The organism is Undibacterium hunanense (assembly GCF_014284335.1).
Taxonomy (GTDB): domain Bacteria; phylum Pseudomonadota; class Gammaproteobacteria; order Burkholderiales; family Burkholderiaceae_D; genus Undibacterium; species Undibacterium hunanense.
This window is the reverse complement of record NZ_JACOGF010000009.1, coordinates 1-22517: the sequence shown is the minus strand read 5'-3', so window position 1 is coordinate 22517 and position 22517 is coordinate 1. Positions and strand designations below refer to the sequence as shown.

Sequence of the window (22517 nt, the reverse complement as noted above, 5' to 3'; positions counted from 1 at the left end):
CATGAAATTCGAACATCCCAGCACCCTTAGCGGCAATATCAAACGCATCGCCTCACTGTCATGGCCCATGATGGTGGGCCAGATGGCCGTGGTGGGCAACGGGGTGATCGACACCGCCATGACCTCGCGCTTTTCAGCGACTGACCTGGCGGCACTGTCCATCGGCATATCGATCTATGTCAGTATCTTTGTTGGCCTTAACGGCATACTGCAATCCATCTCCCCCGTCGTTGGTCAATTGTTTGGTGCACGCAAGTTCAAACAGATAGGTGCAGAAATCAAACAGGGCGTATGGCTGGGCCTTTTTCTGGCCTGCATAGGCTGTTTGATTTTACTCTTCCCGAATGGCTTACTATCCATCGCCCAGGCATCACCAACACTGAACGACAAGGCCGCACAATACTTGCAGATACTGGCCATTGCCCTGCCCGCCACCCTGGGTTTTCGTATTTATGGTGCGCTCAACAATGCAGTGGGCCGCCCCAAAATGGTCATGGCCATACAACTGGCAGCACTGGCAATTAAAATCCCTCTCAACACCCTGTTTATTTTTGGTGGCCTGGGCATACCCGCCATGGGCGGCCCCGGTTGTGCGGCTGCCACTGCCGTCAATGCCTGGCTGATGCTGCTGACCGGCTGGCTCATGCTCAAGCACGTTAAATATTACGATGTGTTTGCCCTGTTTGGCAGCGGCTTTGTCAAACCCAACTGGAAAGCCCTACGCAGCCTGCTTAACCTTGGCATACCCATGGGCTTAAGCTATCTGATCGAAGTCACCGCCTTTGCCTTCATGGCCCTGTTTATCGCCAGGCTGGGTGAAGTGGCAGTATCTGGCCACCAGTTGACCGCCAACTTCGGCACCATTTTATACATGTTGCCTCTATCCATCGCCAGTGCTACCGGCACCCTGGTTGCACAAGCCATCGGTGCCAAACAAATGCAGGCAGCGCGCGTGACTGGCAACGCCGGCATCATCCTGGCAGCCATGCTGGCCGTGCCCATAGGCATTACCATCTGGTTCAGCCGTGGCCTTATCCTGCATGCCTATACATCCAACCCCCTGATCATTGCAGCCGCCCTGCCCCTGTTCACCTTTATATCCGTGTACCAGATTTTTGATGCGATACAGGTCACCACCGCCTTCATCCTGCGCGCCTATAAAATCGCCATCGTCCCCACGATTCTGTACGCCTTTGCCCTATGGGGCTGCGGCCTGGGCGGCGGTTTTATCATGGGCCTGGACCCCTACCACATCAGCCCCGCATTTCTGCATGGTGCCGCCGGTTTCTGGATGGCCAACAGCACCAGCCTGGCCATCGTTGCCTTCAGCCTGTGGTACTACCTGCGCATCGTCCAAAAACGCTTCCCCACCCCCGCCATGTGGCGCCGGAACGTAAAATTTGAACGCCCGGACATCAGCCCATAAGCTGAACACAAACAGAAAGCCCCCGGAATAAGCGGTCGCTTGCAAAAATCTGACAGCTCTGTCATAATTTCGGTCTGCGTTGCCGAGATGGCGGAATAGGTAGACGCACGGGACTCAAAATCCCGCGCCGCAAGGCGTGCCGGTTCGATTCCGGCTCTCGGCACCAATTAGATGTTTTAAGACATCCAGTAACATACAAATCAACCCGTGTTTCTCTATGAAGAACGCGGGTTTTTTGTTTATTAGCGTCCAAGCAGATTTATTGCCAGCCACGTTTTTTGTGGCCATAATTGTGTCCATAATTCTTATGGACACAAAATGCCAAAATTAGCGATTCCACTCACGGATACCAAAATCCGCAACGCTAAGCCGAGAGACAAAATATATTCTCTGGCTGACGGTGGCGGTTTAAATTTAGAGATTTCTCCAACTGGCTCGAAAATCTGGCGTATGCGGTACCGGCAAGAAAACGGAAAAGCCAACCGTCTCAGTTTCGGAGAATATCCAACAGTCTCACTCCAAGATGCTCGCGAAAAAAGAACCGAAGCTCGGAAATTAATTATTGAAGGTATTGATCCGAGCGAAAGCAAGAAAGCGAAGAAAGTTGCAAAAATAGAAGCGGCAACGAATAATTTTGAAGCAGTTGCATGGGAATGGTTCAGAATCAAAATAGAGCCGCTCTCAGAAACACACAAAGCCAGAACAAAAGCATATCTAGAAAACGACCTCATCCCCTACCTTGGGAAACAACCAATCGCCGAAATCAAAGCGATTGATCTACTCAGATGCTTACGCCGCATCGAATCTCGTAAAAATAATCGCGGCCAACGCGTCACAGAAACAGCCAACCGCGTTAGAACACTAATGTCCGGTCTCTGGCGATATGCAATCCAAACAAGCAGAGCAGAAAGAGACATTGCGCATGATCTACTGGGCGCACTCGAAAAGCATGTTAGCAAGAACTTCTCACACATCGTAGACCAAAATCTTCTTGGCCAGTTAATGCGCGATATTGACCGCTATGTCGGCTCGCCAGCAACCAAGGCTGCACTTCAACTACTGCCACTTGTATTTACGCGACCAGGTGAACTGCGACAAGCGAAGTGGAAAGACATCAATTTTATCAGCAAGGAATGGCGCTATTTGGTCACAAAAACTGAAATTGATCACATCGTTCCACTCTCGGATCAGGCTATACAAATAATTCAATCTATGCGCCCCTATACTGGTTTTGGTGAATATGTTTTTAGCGCTGGTTCTGGTGCAAAACCAATCAGTGACGGAACAATAAACAAAGCCCTCAAAACACTTGGCTACTCAAGTGAGGTAATCCAGCCACATGGTTTCCGCCATACGGCAGCTACCGCGCTTGCTGAACTTGGATGGGGAGAGGATAAAATTGAACGCCAACTTTCACACTTAGTCCAAGGTGTAAAAGGCAAGTACCAAAAAGCAAAATATCTTGAAGATCGACGGGAGATGATGAAGGCTTGGTCAACCTATCTGGATACACTCAAGAATACGGAAAAAGTATTAAGCATTAAACATGTTGCAATCAGTTCAAATAGTGCAATACGCTAGATTAATCTATACAAAAATCCCAATTTGATAACCCTGCTGTGAATTTAATTACAAAACTATGCCTGTGATAACCAAAAAGAAACCGAGACCAGATGGTGCCACCATCGACAGATATAAAGGACTATCTAGATGGACCTATCGAAGGTGGGCTTGGGAATTTCTACGCAGGAATAATGAATTCATTGAAGCATGCAATAACGCTAAAGACAAATCCGAAGATGAAAAACAAGCGATAGCCCAGCAATTTGGTTTGCTAAAATTTAAAGATTTTAAAGACAAGTACAAAGGCAACTACGGCTTTCCCAAGTTTGAAACAGAAAAACTATCGATCTGGACAAATATCAATATTGAAGAATCTCCAAAAAGATTAAAGAAAATTAAGCTAATTCCTGGAGCGATATTAATACGATTCGATTTAAATAAAGCGATTACCGATATCAAAGCATTTGACAAGCAGCTAAGGGATGCAGAAAAAATATTGAAAAACCGGTTAGATAAATATAGCGAAATACGCGGAAAAAAACCTGCCCACTTTAACCATAGCGTAAAGACTTTTGGAATTTACATACGACTATTGGATGCACGTGCTGCTGGATACAAAATAGCTCAGTGCGCGCAGCTGATTGAACCCAAAAAATCTGAAGGTAAAACTACCACTGAACTACGAGACTCTGTAAAACATAGAATTAAACAGGCAGAAGAGTACGCCAATTACAAATACATGTCCTTACCACTACACTCAGGAAAACCCACAAGTAAAGATATCTACGTGGGAGAAAAAACATAGTTTTCATTTTGCCAATGGAAAGTTAGGTAGCTCACCGTTTTCCCTAGATGAAAAAACATACTTCAACGAAGATAGGAACTGTGCCGGCCAGCGCAAGTTCAACTACTTTGGAGTATCTATGACCTCTTTTCAATTAATCGTTCCAGCAATCGTCGATTCTGAACACGTTCGCTGCATGTCTGAAATTTCAGCTGTGGCTAGCAACGACAAATCAAAATATCCAGAGAACATTCCTGCGCCGAATTTGATATCTATTAAACAAGTTCAAATTCGTTGCACAATTTCTCGCTCAACCATTTACGCGTATATCAAGAAGGGTATTTTCCCTAAACCTTACTTGATTGGCGTTCGCGCCGTCCGTTTCTCAGAAACTGAGATTGATCAATGGATCAATGGACATATCCAAAATAAGTGAGGACTTAAAGATTCGTCCTAATTGTAAAAATTGGATGACCTTAAAAGTCAACGCGTGCCAGCTGTAAATAGTGCTTAGAGCGTCACACATGCTCGTAATTCATCACAACCTACTTAGCACGTGGCACGGTATCTATCGAACACCACATCGAGAAAAACAAATGACAGTAAAAGTTAAAACATCTAAAAAACCGACTAAAGAGCGCACTATAAAAAAGGAAAATAAATCGGTAGGACAACAAACCGAAATAATTAAATTTGAGCCCACAAAAAAGATGATGCTCATGACAGCAGAAGCCCTTACAAAAATCAGCGTTCCAAATCGCAAAAAACACTGGGGAAAATTGATTTTATCCAATCAAACTGGCATGTTCTATGGTCCTCGTGGTTGTGGTAAGACATGGCTGTTGATGGGTATCGCGATCTCCATAAGTTCAGGTGTTTCATTTTTGGACCATCATCCATTTAAACAACGTCGCGTGATTTATTTAGACGGAGAGATGGATATATCTTCATTCAAAGATCGATTAATAATGATGTGCGACAGTTTGGACACTCCCCCTCCAAAAAATCTGTCAATTTTCACCCCGGAATCTTTTGCTGGCTTAATGCCATCAATAACGGATCCTGTTGGACAAACACAAATTGATCAAATGATTGGTACAGAATGGGATGTTGTCATTGTCGATAATTATTCCGCATGGAGCGGTGACGGTCGTGAAACACCTGAAGCATTTGCTCCTCTAGCAAAATGGATGTTGGCCCACAAACATGCTGGTCGCTGCGTCATCGTTGTTCATCACTCTGGAAAGAAAGGAGGTCAGCGTGGTAGCTCGCGCCATGAAGATGCTCTCGACTGGTCAGTTTCGCTCAATCCAGTCGACAACAAGAGTACCGATGGATCTCTGCGCATACAGATGACATGGGAAAAAAAACGTCACCTGGCTAGCGATGAAGCATTGCCAATTACGGTTGTAATGGCAAAATCGACAAAGGGTGAATTGCAATGGGAATACTCACGTGGCCATTCTGTTAGCGCAATAGCATCGAAAATAATTAGTATGAAAGCAAATAATATGTCGAGCGCAGAGATTGCCAATCAGCTGAAAATTGACCGCTCAACGGTCAATCGTCACCTGAAGGCTGCAAAATCGACGATGCAGTAATGCAAGCACTAGCGCGCGCATTTTTGCACCAAGGCGCGCTTTTAGCTTTATGTATGCACTCTCGATAGTAGAGCTATGGAGATCGCTATCGTCAGTTATATCCGACTACTACTGGCCTTAAAACGACTGTGCTCGCTGCCAACATATCCATAAACATATCCATATGGCTTACCATGATTGACTATTTCAACATTACAGTGAAAGGTAACGACTTACCAGTGTTAGGAAAAACAGTAGAAACTACTCATGCCAGCAAAGTAAAGTCGAAATCTTTCACGCCAACTAAAATTCAAGTCAACAAACACGCACCCAGTTTTGAAGTGCGGATAGAAGACCAAGGTCAGCTAATACGCTTTAGCGGCTGTCCACTGAAGTTAATTCAATGCCACAATGGACTTGGAATTAATGAACTGCATCCGCTGGTAAGCAAGTCAATCGAACTGTGCTTTAAGACATTAAAAATAAAAATGCCAAGTTCGGTGAGACAGGCAATAAAAGATCGTACATATTTTGTTCACGAAGTGCACATCGCCGAGTACTACAGGATACCAACAGCTTCAATCAATTCCTTTTGCGATAATATGCGTCGGTATGCCCCACAAGCCTTAGGCATAACTCCAATTCAAAAAGGTGTAGGCATCCGAATTTGGCCAAACTCTCGTGACCGTCAAATTATTGTTTATGACAAACAATACCAATTGCAAAATGAAGTGCAAAAACACAAACTGTGCATTCTAGGAGAGCTTGAAAAAAAGTCTATTGACCGCATCGGAACCGGTATTCAATTTGACCGCCTAATCAAGTATTTAGAAGACAGTATTCGGATCGAAACTCGTTTTAAACGCGGACTAAAATCTAAGGGTTTGGATATCGGTTCATCATGGAATTGTGAAACTGCAGCCGCAATACATCGTCAATCCTTAGACAGCGTTTCTATCACGGATATGCCCTCGGTGGACGCCCTTGATATATCGCTGAAAACTCTCGGAAATCAAGACGACCGTCGATTATTGATGTTGTGGTCACATGGCGAACCTCTACGAAAAGTATTCGATGCTCCAGCAACCTATTTCCGTTTCCGAAAACGTATGCTAACAACTTATGGCATTGATGTTTCTCGAATCCCGTCACCAAGTAAAAACGGTATAAATTGGACAACATTGATTGCGTCTAAAAACAAGCTGAACACACCTGATTGGGCGATTGAAGATGGTTTCATTTATGCCCCCTCAAAGCAGACCGAGCTTGATGGCAGGACACAATACGAGAAGTCATGGCTGAACAGTTTTAATCATGCAACTGGAAGATAGTATTCTGAACATGGCACCCAAGTACATTTAGGTGCCATGTTCATATTTCACTACAAAGCGCTCTGTATATGATTTAACAACTTCCACTCAATTACTTCCGATAAGTGATAATTATCGGAAGAAACAAATAATTCTAGATAAATGATTAAAACATAAGAACCATTTGGATATGAATACATTATCATTGTTACTTTGCAATGTCGGTCAGATACGTAAAGACCGTAATGTATTACCTTTTGTAGCATCTCTGCCGGATAAGATGCAAATGCCAAGTCTTGATATGGATACATCCCTTTATCTATAGATTTAATTCAGCTTCAGCTCCCAATAACCCACATCCACCCATTGCTCAAACTTGCGGCCAACATCCTTGAAGTGCGCCACCTTCTCGAATCCAAACCTTTCATGCAGCGCCACGCTGGCAGCATTGGGTTGGGCGATGCCGCCCAGTACGACGTGGATACCGCTATCACGCAGGTCGTTTAACAGCACTTGATATAGCCTGGCCCCAATTCCTTTACGTGGATGTTCAGGCGACACATAGACTGTGCTTTCCACAGAAAACCGGTAAGCGCTGCGTACCCGCCATGGCGTGGCATAGGCATAGCCCACCAACTGACCATCCTGTTCTTCCACATACCAGGGCATATTCGCGGTGACATCTCTTATGCGCTGTGCCATTTCTTCTTCTGACACCGGATTCTCTTCAAAGCTGATCGTGGTCGTGGCAATGTAGTGGTTGTAGATCGCGATGATGGCTGCTGCATCGGCAGGTGTGACTGTTCTTATCATGATGTTGAGGTTCGTAATGGAGAATGGCTAAATGGCTTCCATGCTCACAGGTTCTAGTCTGATCGCAGCCAGATAGAAACCCAGAGAGACGATAGTAAAAAGCAAGAGTATCAGCAGAAACGGGTAAGGTGTAGCAGTCTGTTGCGCGACAACCGCCATGGCAAGCGGGCCTGCTGCTTTGGATATCAGTGCAGGGCCAGCCAGTGCCCCGGATATGGCACCATAATTTTCTCGTCCGAACAAGGCTTGTGGAATCGTTCCGCGCACTATCGTCAAAATGCCGTTACTCAGTCCGTACAGTATGCAGAACAATGCCACTGCCCATTGCTGCGTGCCAAATGTGATCAGCACCAGCAATGCCACTGGCAATGCCGCAAAGATGCACTTGCCGACTGTCTGCGGTAAGGCATGCCTGGCAAACGTCATTTCACCGAGGCGGCCAGCTACTTGCATAGGGCCTATCATGGCTGTCATCATCACGACCCAGGTCGTTGCATGGCCGAACTTGCCAAGCAAGGGGATCAGATGGACTGACATCGTCGAGAAGACAAAGCTATTCGCTGAAAACGCCAGTGCCAGCTTCCAGAAAGCCGGGTGGCGAAGGGCTTCGGCCAGGGTATGGCTGCGCTTCACAGGTAATGACTTGCTTTGCACACTGGCAAGCGCCTCCCCGCTCTTTGGTGATCCCAGCATCATGTGCAACGGAAAACACACCGCCAACTGCACCAAACCATAGAGCAGATAGGTATCGCGCCAGCCTATCAGGCTATTCAATTTCAACGTCAGTGGCCAGAAAACAGTGCTGGCAAAGCCGCCGAACAGCGTGAGTGTCGAAATTGCCTGGCGGCTATTCGTCAGAAAGCTGCGGTTGATGGTCGCAAATGCCGCCTCATACAAAGTCAGCGCCATTCCCAGTCCGAGTAATGACCAGGCCAGGAAATAAATTGCCATTGAATGATTCAAGCTGAGAATGATCATGCCAATGGCGCAAACCAGAGAACCGCTGCCCATCACCAGCCGCCCACCATGACGATCCAGCAGGATACCTATTGGCGTCGATACCAGTCCTGCGACCAGCAGACTCCAGGAGAATGCACCAAACACGATTTCTGCTGACCATCTCATCTCCTTCAGGATTTCAGGTGCCAGGATAGAAATGGCGTAATACAGTGATCCCCAGGAGGCGACTTGCGTAAATGCCAGGATAGCGATGGTTTTTCTGGCGTGAAATTGCTGGTTCATACGAGACGCGATCAAAAAGGGTTAGTTACAGCAACTGGATTTAGCCTTGACAGGTGCAGGTATGGCCGTTGGCGTCGATGCTTGTGTCCCTTCCTGTGTGCTGCATCCGCAGCCAGCATTACCCTTGGCTTTTTCATCGGCATCAAGGACACAGCAAGCATTCGAGCCTGTCGGTGCGGCACCACCGCAGCACCCGGCATTTGCATCCTTTTCTGGTAGCTCATAGACTGGCTGCGTGCTACACACGCCGGTTTTTGGCAAGATCAACTGCACATGGTCTGCTGCGGCCAGGTCGCCAGTCAGTGCAGCCACGACAGAACGTACTTGCTCATAGCCCGTCGCCATCAGGAAATTCGGTGCACGGCCATAGCTTTTAGCACCTACTGCGTAATAGCCGGTTTCTGGATGCGCCAGCTCACGGTGACCATGCGGGCGCACCGTGCCGCAACTATGGACATTGGGATCAATCAAGGGAGCCAATGCATCCGTACTTTCCAGCCAGGGGTCATAACGCACGCGTAATTCCCGGCTGAGACTCAGGTCGGGTCTGGCACCGGTAGCGCCTATGATTTCATCTATGCCAGAAATGAGCGGCGTTTCGCCTTGATGAACTTCGCCAATGACCTCAATGCCGTGTTCTTGAGAGCGTATTTCCCTGATCTGGAAATTTCGGTACAAGCTCAACTGCCCGGATTCTTTCAATGCCTTCAAACGGGAACCTAGCTGCCCCCGCGCTGGCAAGCCATCAGCGCTGCCACCACCAAACACTTTGGCAACATGGTTGCCCCGGATAGCCCATAGCAGCGTGGTTCCTGGCACTTGTTCTGCCAGTTGCGCCAAAGCCAGCAGATTGCCGGCGGCTGAATGGCCGGTACCAACGACCAGGACACGTTTACCAGCAAAGCGCTGGCGTTCGGCACCAAGTATGTCAGGCATGCCGTAAGTGATGTGGGCAGCATTTCTTTGTTCGCCAAGTGCCGGGACGCCATTGGCTCCCAGAGGATTTGCCTGTGACCAGGTGCCACTGGCATCAATGACGGCGCTGGCCTGATATTCCTTCTCACCATCAGGCGTCTGTACGCGCAAGACAAATGGCGCGTCATCTCGTCCCTTGGTTTTGACTTTGTCATAGCCTTGACGGCTAATCGCCACTACCCTGTGTTCAAAGTGCAGCGCTTCAGCAATGGCTGGTAACTGGGCAAGCGGCTGCAAGTATTGATCTATCATCTCTCCTGCAGTCGGTAAGCCTTCCAGATCAGGCTTGATCCAGCCTGTAGGCTCCAGTAAAGTAACGGATGCCTGGTCGAGATTGAAGCGCCATGGAGAAAACAGTCGCACCTGACGATAGCTGGCCAGGTTCGCGGCAACGGACGAACCGTCTTCAAATATCAACGGCTTTTGTCCGCGCAAGAGTAAATGTGCAGCAGCAGCCAGTCCAACTGGTCCTGCGCCGATCACTGCGACTGGTAATGCATTTGTCTGTACTTTCATCATGACCTCCAAGAATGATTACATCAATTTGCTATTCGTCGAATAACGAATATGAAGACAAAAAAATATGTGTTTATAAACCTGCGATTAAGTTCTTGAATTGCGCCAGTCGGACTTCGTTGACGCAATAACAAACACGCTGCTCATCTGACGAGCCGAGTATAAGACCAGCTTCTTTCAGGATGGTGACGTGCTGCGATATGGTGGATGCCGCCAAAGGCAGGATATCCGTCAGGCTTCCAAAAAAACACTCACCATAGTTTGACAGATGCTTGAGCAGCTTGACCCTGGCAGGATGCCCCAATGCCTTGCATAGTAAAGCAATCTCATCTGGCTTAAATTCAATATCCAGAGCGGCGGGTTCAGTAGTGCAGCAATTGTTCGACATAAGGCTTTATTCGTTAAATTACGAATAAAGGATAACACAAGGAAATGGGCTGTCAAGAAATTTAAGTTTCTCGGTGTTGTCGAAGTTGCTCAATACATAAATTATCATTAGGGAAATATGACGATTAATCCGTATTTATTTTGTATTGCCTTATTGAACTGCCGTGTACACTTCACACTCCCCAAATATAGGCGATGTGAATTACGTTGGCGGTTATGTTGAAATACTAAAAAGAGATATTTAATGTTGTTAGAAATAGGCTTGCCTACACTGATTTTTATTGCAGCAGCGCTTTATGCAGCGGTGGGACATGCCGGTGCTTCAGGATATCTGGCGGCAATGGCATTGTTCGGCCTGGCTCCAACTGAAATGAAGCCCGCTGCACTGACACTGAATATCCTTGTGGCATCAATTGCGACGGTCAAGTACATACGTGCTGGTTTTTTTTCGTGGACACTGTTTTGGCCTCTCGCCCTGCTGGCAATTCCGGCTGCCTTTGTCGGAGGCAGACTGCAATTGCCATCCCACTATTACAAACCACTGATAGGCATCGTATTAATCTACGCAGCCTGGCGTCTATTGTGGAAACCGCAGGTTTCAACGGAAACGGTGCGCCGCGGCCGTCAGGTTTATTTAATATTCGCAGGGGCGTGCATTGGATTGATGTCCGGTTTGACCGGTGTTGGTGGGGGAATTTTCCTGAGTCCCTTGCTGCTGTTCGCAGGCTGGGCAACGGCGCGTGAATCGTCTGGCGTGGCAGCACCGTTCATCCTGGTAAACTCATTGGCAGCTTTATTTGGTCTGATGAGTACCAATATCACTTTTCCAGACGCTATGCCTGTTTGGGCCGTTGCGGCAGTGGCCGGTGGTTATCTTGGTGCTGATTATGGTAGCAAGCGATTGGCGAGCCCTGCGATATTATCTTTGCTGGCTTGTGCTTTAATTATTGCTGGCATCAAGATGCTGCTAACGTAAGTTACAAACCAAACCTGCTCCTTGTCACACATCAAGGAAAAATAAAATGAATGCAAATGAAGAGGCTACGCCTGGAATAACGTCATCACCCACAGCAAAAAGCTGGTTTAACCGCACAGTGGCGGGGGCTGGCTTGACCAGCGCGTTGGGTGATTTTTGTTACGAGACAACGACAGTCATTTTGCCAGGTTTTCTCGCTGTGCTGGGTATTCCTGCCGCTGCGCTCGGCGCAATTGAAGGTATTGCTGATGCGGTCGCCAGTTTCACAAAAATGATCTCCGGCTATATCGCTGACAAGCTTGGTCATCGTAAGTTGCTGGTCTTGCTTGGATATGGACTCACTCCATTAGGGCAACTCCTGATTTCTTTGGCAGCAGGTTGGCCTTTGTTATTGCTGGGACGTCTGGTGTCCTGGTTCGGTAAAGGTTTGCGTGGCCCTCTCAGAGACGCCATCGTGATACAAGCGGTCAGTACTGAAACTCGTGGTCGAGCATTCGGCTTCCATCGGGCAATGGATACTGTCGGTGCTGTATTGGGACCATTATTAGGTGTCGCCTTACTTGGTTGGGCGCAAACTTGGCACTGGGATGATGCCACAGGACCTTTTCGTTTTGTACTTTGGCTAAGTGTCATACCAGGTGTGCTAGCAGTACTTGCTTTCCTGACCCTGGTGCAAGACCCTGAGCATTCCCCCAACCCGACATTAAAGTTTTTCAGTGCATTGCGCAGTTTACCTTTGCGTTTCAAACGTTATCTGGCAGCGGTTGGTATCTTTGGCATGGGTGATTTTTCACATAGTTTGCTGATATTGGCAGCGACTCAATTGATGACACCTTCTATGGGTGTTCTGCACGCGGCACAAGTAGCAGGCTTGCTGTATGTCTGGCGCAATGTGGTTCAGGTTCTAGTTTCTTTTCCTGTGGGAGTACTGGCTGATCGCTTTGGATCATTGCCTATTCTAGTGATCGGTTACGGACTCGGCGCACTGACAGCAATACTGACGGCGCTGGCATTCTGGTTCAAAGTCGATAGTCTGGCTTTGCTGGCTGGTATTTTCTTCATTGCAGGTTTATATGTCGCCATCCAGGAAGCACTGGAATCGACCGTCACCGCGCATATGGTGAGCCGTGATACGCTGGCGATGAGTATTGGTGCCTTGGGAACCGTCAATGGCATCGCCAAATTTATATCCAGTACTGCTGTTGGCGTGTTGTGGACCGTCCTGTCTCCCTTACTTAGTTTCGCTCTGGCAGCAGTGTTGATGTTTGCGGGTACTATTGCGTTAGCTAGACTCGATGTTCATACAACATCGTGAACAACATAAGTGCATCCATTTGTGCAGTGTTGTGCAGTTTTCTTTACGTGCTGATCAAATGCTTTATTTTCGACATTTCCACCCGGCACATTACAAGCTACTAGGATAAGCTTGTCTTACATGCAGGTTATGCTGACCACACCACTATTTAAAGGCGAAGTTGGGTTTATCTGATGCGGGCCTTGAGTAAAATATTTGTCCTACTGAATGAAACTTGGTAATATTTGCTACGCAAAACGGAGATGGCATTCCTCCGGTTAGTCTATACGAACCGCCACTCGCATATCTCGGGTAGCTGATGATGCCTACAGACGTTCCTGGTCATCGGGAAGCTGTAGGTTTTTGCCCAAGGCAAATATATGACCAGGTTTTATTTCAACTAAATCCTGGTTCTATGAAACATTCAAACAAACCTGAACAAATCGATCTGCTTCCCTATATGGGAAAGTGGTTACTACTTGCGGTCATTGTTGCAGTACTTTCTGGCACTGCCTCAGCTTTCTTCCTGTTTTCACTCGACTATGTGACTTCCTGGCGTGAATCCCATGCCTGGATCATCTGCTTACTGCCAGCGGCAGGCTTTGTTGTTGGCTTGGTGTATTTTCATTTTGGCAAGCATGTCGAGGCTGGGAATAATCTCATTATCGATGAAATACATGATCCTAAAAAAGTCATTCCATTACGTATGGCACCTCTTGTACTAATCAGTACAGTGGTATCTCACTTGTTCGGCGCGTCTGTTGGTCGGGAAGGTACAGCGGTGCAAATGGGAGGCAGTTTGGCAGATCAACTGACGCGTGTTTTTCGCATACCAGCGCAAAAGCGCAGGCTGCTTATCATGGCCGGGATCAGTGCCGGTTTTGCTTCCGTTTTTGGGACACCCTTGGCAGGTGCAATTTTTGGATTGGAAGTATTGGCAATTGGACGTATGCGTTACGACGCCATCCTGCCTTGCTTCGTGGCGGCAGTGGTTGCAGACCAGGTCGGCCTGTTGTGGGGAGTGCATCACACCCACTACAGCGCCGGGGTGGTTCCAGCGATCACTACCTGGACTTTGTTGGCGACCCTGATAGCAGGCATTGTATTTGGACTTGTCGGCATGCTGTTTGCCAATGCCACACACGGTTTATTCGACTTTATGAAGAAACGCGTCCCCTATGCGCCATTACGTCCTTTTTTTTGGTGGGATAGTGGTGGCAGTGGCGATCTGGCTCGTTGGCACGCAACGATATACTGGCCTGGGCATACCAGTGATAGTGGAGTCATTCCAGCATCCTTTGGTCTGGACCGATTTTGTGGGCAAGTTAGTATTAACCGTGATGTCCCTTGGAACTGGCTTCAAAGGGGGAGAAGTCACACCACTGTTCTATATCGGGGCAACGCTGGGGAATGCCTTGGCGCCGTTGCTGCAAATGCCGTTTGCTACACTGGCCGCGCTGGGTTTTGTGGCGGTATTTGCAGGGGCCGCGAATACGCCAATTGCTTCTACAGTCATGGCGCTGGAATTATTTGGTCCGCAAATAGGTCCCTATGCAGCACTTGCATGCGTTATCAGTTATCTGTTTTCAGGGCACACGGGCATTTACAGAGCGCAGAGAGTGGGACATTCAAAACATCTCTATGTACCGGAGGGCATGAAGCTGGGTGAATTCCCGTCCTACCGCGTGCAAGAGATAAAAAGAGCCAACAGAGAATCCCAGGAATAAGCTAACCAATTACTCGACATGAATGAATTAACAGCACTCCGTTTGTACTTTCCCTTGTCCGTTAAAGCCGGTGCAACACGCTTCTGGCATAAGTTCAGCGCGTCTTGAATAGCGACCTGTCAGCGCGATTTCACCATTGACCAATATCATTGGCAAACCTTCTTGACCAGCGCGCTCCAAGAATCCTTTCACAATGAGGTTTTCAGCAAATGCCATGGGTTGCTGGGCCAGGTTGAAGCGCTCAACGACTCCACCTAGAGATTTCAACCAATCGGCATCCCCAGGAAAATTGACTAATTGCTGGTCAATATCGACACCGCAAACACCCGTGCTACAGAATAGCGCTGGGTCAAATACTTGTATTGTTGTCATAAAACACTTCCTTTACCGTGGATTTCTGCTGACTCTTTAAATGCATCATTTCCATAATAGTGGAATTATAAAAGCAAATTTACAGGATGTGCGTAAGCTTGATCGTGATCAAATTTATGCTGTTCTCATTCTTGCAGAGCAACATGCAATTGCTGGGAAGCCCCCTAAAGCTCAAGCAGCAACATTGGTGTAACAAGGCTGTCATGCTCAAGCCTTACAATCAATTCCATATTTATAGAATTGCAGTAATGTAAAAGCATATTTTATTCACGATATAAATTGATTGAGCATAGCCATGCATCCCATTTTTAATAGAAAGTTCGTTGCCGTCATTTCCTTGATGATGTGCATCGATTCCCGCGCCGCCTTTTCCAAGCCGCCAGTCCCTGCCAACGGCGGTGGCTTGTTGACTGCGGGTATCTGCCGCATTGAGTCTGAGCGTAGCTACAAGCTCAGCTTGCAGATTGCCTTGGGCATCCTGGGTGACCAAGCACGCAAAGAACTGGACAGGTCGATTGCATCCATTGCCCGCATGCGCCAGGAACTGAGTGGACTCAGCGACAAGTCAGCCAAGACCAGCAAAGCATTGACGAGGGCAAATTTTGCGCTGACAGACCAGATCGATGGTCTGCCCAAGCTAACTGCGGCCAATGCCGGTGTGATGTATGACGTGAATGAGGATTTGCTGAACAAGCTGAATTTCCTGTCCTTCTCTCTGGAAGTAGATGCCAGTGAAAGCAGCTCACGTCTGGCCGCGTTGGCACTCCGGCAGGCATCGCTGGCACAGCGCATGGCAAAAATCATCCTGCTCAGGTCGCTGGACAAGTCCATGGCATCCAAACAAGGCTTGCAGGTGGACTTGAACCAGTCGCGGATCGAATTCAAGAATGGCCTGGACTTGCTGACCGCAGAAGCAGAATCCGACAAGCAACTCAAAGCCCGGGTCGAGGTCGCTCGCGGCCAATGGCTGTTCTATGAATCAGCCCTGGCTTCCATGACAAATAGCGCCAATGACTTGCGCAGCATCGCAACGACCAGCGACCGTATCGCTGAGCAGATGATCGAGCTGGTGCATCTGAGCTATTCCATGCCCATAGACAAAATGAATACCGCACGCTGGCAATACTGACGCAACGCTGGCTGGGCATGCTCAGCCATCACACCCACTGACACACTCACACATGCAAACCAAGGAAATTTCATGAAAAACTTCCGTTTCGATTATCTGACTTCTCTTGTCATCCTGACGCTGACCACTGGCGTCGCAATGCCAGCCAGCGCCCAGACCTTTATTAAGATTGATGGCTCCAGTACGGTTTTCCCGATCACAGAAGCCGTTGCCGACGACTATCAGGCCAGCAAGGGTGGCGCTGTCAAAGTCACCATCGGTATTGCTGGCACTGGTGGTGGTTTCAAGAAGTTCTGCAAAGGTGAGACAGATATCTCTGATGCATCCCGGCCTATCCTCAAGAAAGAAATGGAAGAATGCGCCAAGAACGGCATCAAGTATATGGAGCTGCCGATTGCCTTTGATGCTCTGACCGTCGTGGTGAATCCCAAAAACAAATTCCTCAGCAAAATCACTGTGGAAGAACTTAAAAAGATGTGGGAGCCAGCAGCCCAGGGCACGATCATGCGCTGGAAGCAAATCAATCCTGCCTGGCCGGATACGCCAATCAAGCTGTTTGGTGCCGGTGCCGACTCCGGAACTTTCGATTACTTTACTGATGCCATCGTTGGCAAAACAAAATCCAGTCGGACTGACTATGTCGCTTCGGAAGATGACAACGTCGTGGTGCAAGGTGTTGCACGTGACCCCAATTCCATCGGTTACTTCGGCTACGCCTACTATGTCGAAAACAGCAAGAAACTCAAACTTGTCCCCATCGTCCATCAAGCTGGCAAGCCTGCGGTAGCACCATCGGTACAGTCTGTGGTTGATGGTAGCTATCAACCGCTGTCTCGTCCTATCTTCATTTACGTCAGTGCCAAAGCAGCAGAACGTCCTGAAGTAAAAGGATTTGTTGATTTCTATCTGGCTAATGCACAGAAGTCTGTCAAGGAAGCAAAGTACATCCCGCTGACTGACAAAGACTACAAGCATGCCATGCTGAACTTTAACAGCAAGAAGACAGGCACCGCTTTTGGTGGAGAACCAGAAATCGGTGTCAAGATCGCCGACCTGTTACGCCGTGACCCCAAGGAATAATCAAATATCAAGATATTGCCTGGAGAGCAACCATGAACGTCATTTATCTCAGAAAACGTACTGTTATCAAAATAGCCCGCTGGGTCTGGGTCGCATCGGCAATCCTGATCGCCCTGGTGTTTAGCTCAGATTGGCTATATCGATAATTTCTGGCGATTGCGTGATTTCGCTTTACTTGAATTCTATATTTCCATTAATATAGAAATATAGTCTAAGCGACTCAACCTTTTGATACGCAGATCATGGAAACTAAAAAAGTCTTATTGGCATTGGCAGCACTGGCGCAGGAATCCCGTCTGGCCGTGTTCCGTTTGCTGGTGCAGGTAGGCCCGGAAGGCATGGCGGCAACAAAGATCAGCGAGCAGCTAGGCATACCGCCATCTTCCCTGTCTTTCCATCTGAAAGAGCTGTCCCATGCTGACCTGGTGGAATCGCGCCAGGCTGGGCGCTTCGTTATTTACTCAGCGAACATCACTACGATGAACCAGATGTTGGGCTTTTTGACAGAAAACTGCTGTGGCGGCAATCCCTGCACACCAATACAGGCGCAGCAATGCGCCACTACTGAAGCATAAAACACCAGTAGTTATCCCTCTCACTTATCTCTAGACGACTTATGAACGTTTTATTTCTGTGCACTGGCAATTCTTGCCGCTCTATCCTTGGTGAAGCCACTTTCAACCATCTGGCACCGGCTGGCTGGAAAGCCATGAGTGCAGGCAGCAAGCCGACCGGTCAGGTTCATCCGCGTTCGCTGGCGCTGCTGGCACGTGAAGGCATCTCGATAGAAGGCTATGTCAGCAAGTCCTGGGACAACCTGCCTGCGACACCGGACATCGTCATTACCGTCTGTGCCAGCGCTGCGGGTGAAACCTGCCCAGCTTATCTGGGACCAGTCTTGCGCACACATTGGGGTGTGGAAGACCCGGCACATGCGACAGGCACTGACGAAGAAATCGATGCTGCTTTCATGACTGCTTACCGTATCTTGCGTGCCCGTATCGAGGCATTCCTGGCGTTGCCACTGGAAACACTGGCGCAAGACAAGCAAAAGTTCAAGGAAGAGCTTGACCGTATTGGCGGCCTGATCCCTGCATAAAACTGCCTTTACTCACCTTCATTCCAGTCGTACCCAGCCATCAGGAGAACTCCATGAGCGAAAAAATCTATACCGTCTTGTTTTTATGTACTGGCAATTCTGCCCGCAGCATCATGGCGGAAGCCATGCTAAATGCCATGGGCAAAGGCCGGTTCAAAGCCTATAGCGCTGGCAGCCACCCAGGTGGTGTTGTCAACCCGATGGCAATCGAGCAGATTGCGCACTTTGGTTTTGGTGCATCCGGTTTGCGGAGCAAGAGCTGGGATGAGTTTGCTTCAGCAGAGGCACCGCACATGGATTTTGTGATTACGGTGTGTGACAAGGCGGCGGGTGAAGTTTGTCCTTTCTGGCCAGGTCAGCCTATGACAGCACACTGGGGCTTTCAAGACCCGGCTGAAGCAAAGGGTTCAGAAGAGGAAGTTCGTCATACCTTTGCCCGCATCTGCCGTGAAATCAAAACCAGGCTGGATATTTTCTTGAGCCTGCCTATCAATAAACTGGAAAAGCTCGCCTTGCAAAGAGAACTCGACCAGATAGGGGCGACCAAAGTATGAGCATGGCACGACGCTTGGTTTCTGAAGGTCTGGGCACGGCCATGCTGCTGGCCGTGGTGGTGGGTTCTGGCATCATGGCTGAACGCTTGGCGGGCGGCAATGTCGCTATCGCCTTGTTGGCGAATGCGATTGCCACGGGTGCTGGCCTGATCGCCCTGATCTTGATGTTTGGCACGATATCGGGAGCGCACTTCAATCCCGTAGTGACGCTATCTGAAGCATTCCAGAAGAATATGCCCGGCAAAGAGGTGCTGCCTTATATCCTGGTGCAAGTACTGGGTGCCTTTGCCGGTGTCGCTGCTGCGCATGGCATGTTTGAAAACCCGCTGTTCTTTGCATCTGAGCATGTGCGTACTGGCATGGCGCAATGGTGGAGTGAGTTTGTCGCGACCTTCGGCCTGATCGCCGTGATCATAGGCTGCTCGCGTAGCCGTCCGGCAGTAACACCATTTGCGGTGGCTGCTTATATCACCGCCGCGTACTGGTTCACTTCTTCGACCTCTTTTGCCAATCCGGCAGTGACGCTGGCCAGGGCTGCAACCAATACCTTTGCTGGAATTCGTCCGGCAGATGCGCCAGGTTTCATCATTGCCCAATTGCTGGGTGCGGCTGCGGCAACGCTGGTATTTTGCTGGCTTTACCCGGCACCACCCAAAGATGCCACAGTAGCCGGTACGGTTGCCCCTGGCGATTTTGCAGGCAAATAATCATTTCGGACAGACACCTATGACCATTACCATTTACCACAATCCCAAGTGCGGCACGTCGCGCAATACCCTGGCGCTGATACGCAATACCGGTGCAGAGCCAGAAGTCATTGAATACCTGATCAATCCACCCAGCCGAGACAAGCTGGTGGAACTGATCGCCGCCATGGGTACGCCAGTACGGGCACTATTACGCAAAAAAGGTACGCCTTACGAAGAGTTGAATCTGGATGACACCAAATGGACTGATGATGAACTGCTTGATTTCATGATGGCACATCCCATCCTGATCAATCGTCCTATCGTCGTGACCTCAATGGGAACACGACTCTGCCGTCCATCGGAGGAAGTACTGGATATCCTGCCTCTGCCACAATTGGGTGAATTTACCAAAGAAGACGGCGAGAAAGTCATTGATGCAGAGGGTAAGCGTGTCAACAATGCTGCCTGATCTGCCCAGCCTGAATGCTGAATTGTTCAATATGCCTGAGCCAGCTAAGCTCAGGCCAGCCGAAGCATCAACTCACGCGCCACGTTTCCTGCTGCTGTACGGCTCATTACGTGAACGCTCCTACAGCAAGCTGTTGACGCTGGAAGCAGCGCGTCTGCTTGAAGCCATGGGTGGCGAGGTGCGGATATTTGATCCCAGTGGATTGCCACTACCGGACGGAGCACCAGATAGCCACCCCAAGGTTGCAGAGCTGCGTGAGCTGGCGCAGTGGGCCGAAGGCATGGTCTGGACTTCGCCGGAGCGCCACGGTGCCATGACGGGCATCATGAAGGCGCAAATAGACTGGATACCTTTGTCGGTCGGTGCAGTACGACCAACTCAAGGCAAGACCCTGGCGGTGATGGAAGTTTCTGGTGGCTCGCAATCCTTTAACGCCGTTAACCAGATGCGCATACTGGGCCGCTGGATGCGCATGATCACCATCCCTAACCAGTCATCCGTTGCAAAAGCATTCATGGAATTTGATGATGCAGGACGCATGAAGCCATCGGCCTACTATGACCGCGTTGTTGATGTCATGGAAGAACTGATGAAATTCACCTTGCTGACGCGTGATGTGTCACCTTATCTGGTGGACAGGTATAGTGAACGTAAAGAGACTGCGGAAGAATTGTCCAAGCGTGTCAATCAAAGGGCTATCTGAGTAACAAGCTGGAACAGATTCTGTTCCAGCTCATCAATGTACAGTTCACCCGCACGAAGAGCTGCGGTTGAGCATTTTAATATGCTGTACGCTCTTACCAGTAAAACCAACCACACTACCGTCACAACCACAGAAAAGACTTGGCTCGACGAGAGATTCAACAAGAACTTGTGCCCAGTTTCAACAACGATAGACGCAGCCACAACTTCGAGTTTCATTGGCGCCAGCAGTATCGACATACGTTTCCTGAGACGGAAGCAAGTGTGCGAATAGCGCTTCGGCATCGCTTTGGACTTCCGGCGGTGCTGTAATGGACAGCGTAATGCCATCAGACGACTGTCCCATCTCAAAACTGAGGAAACCGCAGCATGACTGCTCCTGCTGCACTAGCTGTTCGACTGCTTGTTTTGCGTCTTGGCGATAGAGCAAATGCGCAGTGCAACCGTCGATCCGATGTGACAATAATGATGTCGCGGTTAACTGGGCAATCGATGCTGCACGGCCCTTAAACTCCATGGCCGACAGCGTGCACGCAATGGGCGCAGGCTTATTGGACGCCATTATTATTCCTGTCTGTGCTTGGCGGCGTCGTATTGCAGCCGCAGGCATTAGCAGTAGCACGGTTTGCCCGTGAAGTTTGATTGTGCAGCTTTTTCATGAACATCAGCAGCGCGGGGATAGCTAACAAAAGCAAGTACCAGGGTGAAAAAACGAACCCAAGGGTTACGCCAATCCAGGTGAGCAGCGGCCCCATGAAAATCGGCACTGTACAGCAGGCCACACATGCCGCAGCAGTACCACCGAGCAATCCAAGTCCTTTCAAAAACTTCTTCATCGTTTCCTCCTGTTTGGTATATCTGATAAAAAGTGCTTGCTAAGACTGTACATGCTCAAGTAACTTGAGGATCAAGCGCTTATTGAAAGAAAATAATGGAAACTCAGAATTTATCGATTGGTGCTTTAGCCAAGCAAGTGCATTGCACTGTCCCGACTATTCGGTATTACGAAGAGATAGGCTTGCTGCCGCATGCAACCCGTGCGACAAACGGGCGACGGTATTATGGAGATGCGGATCACAAGCGTCTTTTGTTCATCAAGCGATGCCGGGACTTTGGTTTCCCCATCGACCAGGTACGCAACCTGGTCAGCTTGTTTGAAAATGGAGACCGTGCCTGCAGCGAGGTGCGCGACCTGGCGCAAGAGCACTTGAACACCGTCCGAGCGAAGATTGCCGAGTTCCGTCAGTTAGAGGCGAACTTGGAGATATTCGTCGAAAGCTGCAATGCTGCCTGCTGCAGTGGAACAGCCAGTGATTGCACAATTATTGAGAGCTTGTCGTCAATTGCCAACCCTACTAGTAAGGGATGTGGTGGCGGTGCAGCAATGGCGGGGGCAGTAGACAGCCCCGGCTTCGTCAACGTAAAGAGAGGTTGAGATGGATTGGATCAATATCGGGCGAACCTTCGGACTTTTTTTTGCAACGGCTATTGCAGAACTCCTGGGTTGCTATTTGCCGCTGCTTTGGATTACTGGAAAAGGTAGCGCCTGGCTACTCCTTCCAGCCGCTATCAGTCTGATCGTATTTGTATGGCTGCTGACCTTGCATCCCTCGGCCAGCGGCCGTGTGTATGCTACCTATGGTGCGATTTATATCGCCACCGCGCTTGGCTGGCTATGGGCTGTCGATGGCATTAAGCCTGTGATGACAGATTACATTGGAGTTGGGCTCGCCTTGTTGGGCGCTGGTGTGATTGCGATCGGGCACAAGGCAGGCTAATCAGACTTTGCCTGCTGCCGACGTAATATTAAATAAACAGCAGGCACCACAA

Annotated in this window: 25 protein-coding genes, 1 tRNA gene, 1 pseudogene and 1 riboswitch; of the genes and pseudogenes, 20 read left to right on the top strand and 7 right to left on the bottom strand. The window is 49.0% G+C overall.

From position 1 onward, the window contains the following. The first annotated feature begins 1 nt into the window (after position 1). The 7 genes from H8L32_RS17205 (at position 2) to H8L32_RS17175 (ending at position 6684) form a co-directional block, all read left to right on the top strand. On the top strand, positions 2-1426 hold the full coding sequence (locus H8L32_RS17205) for an MATE family efflux transporter (protein ID WP_186948507.1): 1425 nt from the start codon (positions 2-4) through the stop codon (positions 1424-1426). Between the two features lie 81 nt (positions 1427-1507). Continuing rightward, positions 1508-1592, top strand: a tRNA-Leu gene (locus H8L32_RS17200). Between the two features lie 152 nt (positions 1593-1744). Beyond that, positions 1745-3007, top strand: coding sequence for a tyrosine-type recombinase/integrase (locus H8L32_RS17195; RefSeq protein WP_186948506.1), 1263 nt, complete (start codon positions 1745-1747; stop codon positions 3005-3007). Between the two features lie 64 nt (positions 3008-3071). After that, positions 3072-3794 carry a transcriptional regulator domain-containing protein gene (locus tag H8L32_RS17190; protein WP_186948505.1) on the top strand — a complete coding sequence of 241 codons (723 nt, stop codon included), beginning with the start codon at positions 3072-3074 and terminating at the stop codon, positions 3792-3794. A 118-nt stretch (positions 3795-3912) separates the two neighbouring features. Next, complete coding sequence (locus tag H8L32_RS17185; protein WP_222619400.1) at positions 3913-4209, top strand: helix-turn-helix transcriptional regulator; 297 nt, start codon at positions 3913-3915, stop codon at positions 4207-4209. 160 nt (positions 4210-4369) lie between these two features. After that, positions 4370-5374: an AAA family ATPase gene (locus H8L32_RS17180; protein WP_186948504.1), complete on the top strand. Its 1005-nt coding sequence runs from the start codon at positions 4370-4372 to the stop codon at positions 5372-5374. 173 nt (positions 5375-5547) lie between these two features. Next, positions 5548-6684 carry a phage/plasmid replication domain-containing protein gene (locus tag H8L32_RS17175; protein WP_186948503.1) on the top strand — a complete coding sequence of 379 codons (1137 nt, stop codon included), beginning with the start codon at positions 5548-5550 and terminating at the stop codon, positions 6682-6684. A gap of 306 nt (positions 6685-6990) precedes the next feature. Here the strand turns inward: H8L32_RS17175 and H8L32_RS17170 are convergent, their stop codons facing one another. The 4 genes from H8L32_RS17170 to H8L32_RS17155 all read right to left on the bottom strand — a co-directional run bounded on the left by H8L32_RS17170 (position 6991) and on the right by H8L32_RS17155 (position 10597). Continuing rightward, entirely contained in the window at positions 6991-7476 is a 486-nt protein-coding gene (locus tag H8L32_RS17170) for an arsinothricin resistance N-acetyltransferase ArsN1 family B (RefSeq protein WP_186948502.1), read from the bottom strand. Between the two features lie 27 nt (positions 7477-7503). Next, positions 7504-8718: an MFS transporter gene (locus H8L32_RS17165; protein ID WP_186948501.1), complete on the bottom strand. Its 1215-nt coding sequence runs from the start codon at positions 8716-8718 to the stop codon at positions 7504-7506. Positions 8719-8739: 21 nt separating this feature from the next. Beyond that, positions 8740-10209: an NAD(P)-binding domain-containing protein gene (locus tag H8L32_RS17160; RefSeq protein ID WP_186948500.1), complete on the bottom strand. Its 1470-nt coding sequence runs from the start codon at positions 10207-10209 to the stop codon at positions 8740-8742. Positions 10210-10282: 73 nt separating this feature from the next. After that, on the bottom strand, positions 10283-10597 hold the full coding sequence (locus tag H8L32_RS17155) for an ArsR/SmtB family transcription factor (RefSeq protein ID WP_186948499.1): 315 nt from the start codon (positions 10595-10597) through the stop codon (positions 10283-10285). 243 nt (positions 10598-10840) lie between these two features. On the opposite strand from H8L32_RS17155, the gene H8L32_RS17150 reads away from it, so the two are divergent. The 3 genes and pseudogenes from H8L32_RS17150 (at position 10841) to H8L32_RS17140 (ending at position 14593) form a co-directional block, all read left to right on the top strand. After that, on the top strand, positions 10841-11572 hold the full coding sequence (locus tag H8L32_RS17150) for a sulfite exporter TauE/SafE family protein (RefSeq protein ID WP_186948498.1): 732 nt from the start codon (positions 10841-10843) through the stop codon (positions 11570-11572). Positions 11573-11618: 46 nt separating this feature from the next. Beyond that, positions 11619-12887 (top strand): MFS transporter, encoded by a 1269-nt coding sequence (locus H8L32_RS17145; RefSeq protein ID WP_186948497.1) that lies wholly within the window; start codon positions 11619-11621, stop codon positions 12885-12887. A 229-nt stretch (positions 12888-13116) separates the two neighbouring features. Next, positions 13117-13202, top strand: a riboswitch (Fluoride riboswitch). A gap of 79 nt (positions 13203-13281) precedes the next feature. Continuing rightward, positions 13282-14593: pseudogene (locus H8L32_RS17140) on the top strand (voltage-gated chloride channel family protein). A gap of 27 nt (positions 14594-14620) precedes the next feature. On the opposite strand, the gene arsD reads toward H8L32_RS17140, so the two are convergent. Next, positions 14621-14965 (bottom strand): arsenite efflux transporter metallochaperone ArsD, encoded by a 345-nt coding sequence (arsD, locus tag H8L32_RS17135; RefSeq protein WP_186948496.1) that lies wholly within the window; start codon positions 14963-14965, stop codon positions 14621-14623. A gap of 295 nt (positions 14966-15260) precedes the next feature. Here arsD and H8L32_RS17130 point away from each other — a divergent pair, with 295 nt between their 5' ends. The 8 genes from H8L32_RS17130 to arsH all read left to right on the top strand — a co-directional run bounded on the left by H8L32_RS17130 (position 15261) and on the right by arsH (position 20688). Beyond that, positions 15261-16094 carry a hypothetical protein gene (locus tag H8L32_RS17130; RefSeq protein WP_186948495.1) on the top strand — a complete coding sequence of 278 codons (834 nt, stop codon included), beginning with the start codon at positions 15261-15263 and terminating at the stop codon, positions 16092-16094. A gap of 72 nt (positions 16095-16166) precedes the next feature. Beyond that, the gene (locus H8L32_RS17125) at positions 16167-17174 is read left to right on the top strand and encodes a PstS family phosphate ABC transporter substrate-binding protein (protein ID WP_186948494.1); all 1008 of its coding nucleotides are present in this window, start codon (positions 16167-16169) and stop codon (positions 17172-17174) included. A 242-nt stretch (positions 17175-17416) separates the two neighbouring features. Further along, positions 17417-17749 (top strand): ArsR/SmtB family transcription factor, encoded by a 333-nt coding sequence (locus tag H8L32_RS17120; protein WP_186948493.1) that lies wholly within the window; start codon positions 17417-17419, stop codon positions 17747-17749. A 41-nt stretch (positions 17750-17790) separates the two neighbouring features. Then, positions 17791-18273 (top strand): arsenate reductase ArsC, encoded by a 483-nt coding sequence (locus H8L32_RS17115; RefSeq protein ID WP_186948492.1) that lies wholly within the window; start codon positions 17791-17793, stop codon positions 18271-18273. Between the two features lie 53 nt (positions 18274-18326). Continuing rightward, complete coding sequence (locus H8L32_RS17110) at positions 18327-18827, top strand: arsenate reductase ArsC (protein ID WP_186948491.1); 501 nt, start codon at positions 18327-18329, stop codon at positions 18825-18827. Next, on the top strand, positions 18824-19534 hold the full coding sequence (locus H8L32_RS17105; protein ID WP_186948490.1) for an MIP/aquaporin family protein: 711 nt from the start codon (positions 18824-18826) through the stop codon (positions 19532-19534). Before H8L32_RS17110 ends, H8L32_RS17105 begins: the two co-directional genes overlap by 4 nt. Before the next feature lie 19 nt (positions 19535-19553). After that, positions 19554-19985 (top strand): arsenate reductase (glutaredoxin), encoded by a 432-nt coding sequence (arsC, locus tag H8L32_RS17100; RefSeq protein ID WP_186948489.1) that lies wholly within the window; start codon positions 19554-19556, stop codon positions 19983-19985. Beyond that, positions 19951-20688: an arsenical resistance protein ArsH gene (arsH, locus tag H8L32_RS17095; RefSeq protein WP_186948488.1), complete on the top strand. Its 738-nt coding sequence runs from the start codon at positions 19951-19953 to the stop codon at positions 20686-20688. Before arsC ends, arsH begins: the two co-directional genes overlap by 35 nt. 180 nt (positions 20689-20868) lie before the next feature. Here the strand turns inward: arsH and H8L32_RS17090 are convergent, their stop codons facing one another. Both H8L32_RS17090 and H8L32_RS17085 read right to left on the bottom strand, forming a co-directional pair. Next, entirely contained in the window at positions 20869-21249 is a 381-nt protein-coding gene (locus tag H8L32_RS17090) for a hypothetical protein (protein ID WP_186948487.1), read from the bottom strand. Further along, the gene (locus H8L32_RS17085) at positions 21236-21523 is read right to left on the bottom strand and encodes a hypothetical protein (protein ID WP_186948486.1); all 288 of its coding nucleotides are present in this window, start codon (positions 21521-21523) and stop codon (positions 21236-21238) included. Before H8L32_RS17085 ends, H8L32_RS17090 begins: the two co-directional genes overlap by 14 nt. A 95-nt stretch (positions 21524-21618) precedes the next feature. On the opposite strand from H8L32_RS17085, the gene H8L32_RS17080 reads away from it, so the two are divergent. Beyond that, the gene (locus H8L32_RS17080; RefSeq protein ID WP_186948485.1) at positions 21619-22122 is read left to right on the top strand and encodes a MerR family transcriptional regulator; all 504 of its coding nucleotides are present in this window, start codon (positions 21619-21621) and stop codon (positions 22120-22122) included. Between the two features lies 1 nt (position 22123). Beyond that, complete coding sequence (locus H8L32_RS17075; RefSeq protein WP_186948484.1) at positions 22124-22465, top strand: YnfA family protein; 342 nt, start codon at positions 22124-22126, stop codon at positions 22463-22465. Positions 22466-22517 lie beyond the last annotated feature (52 nt).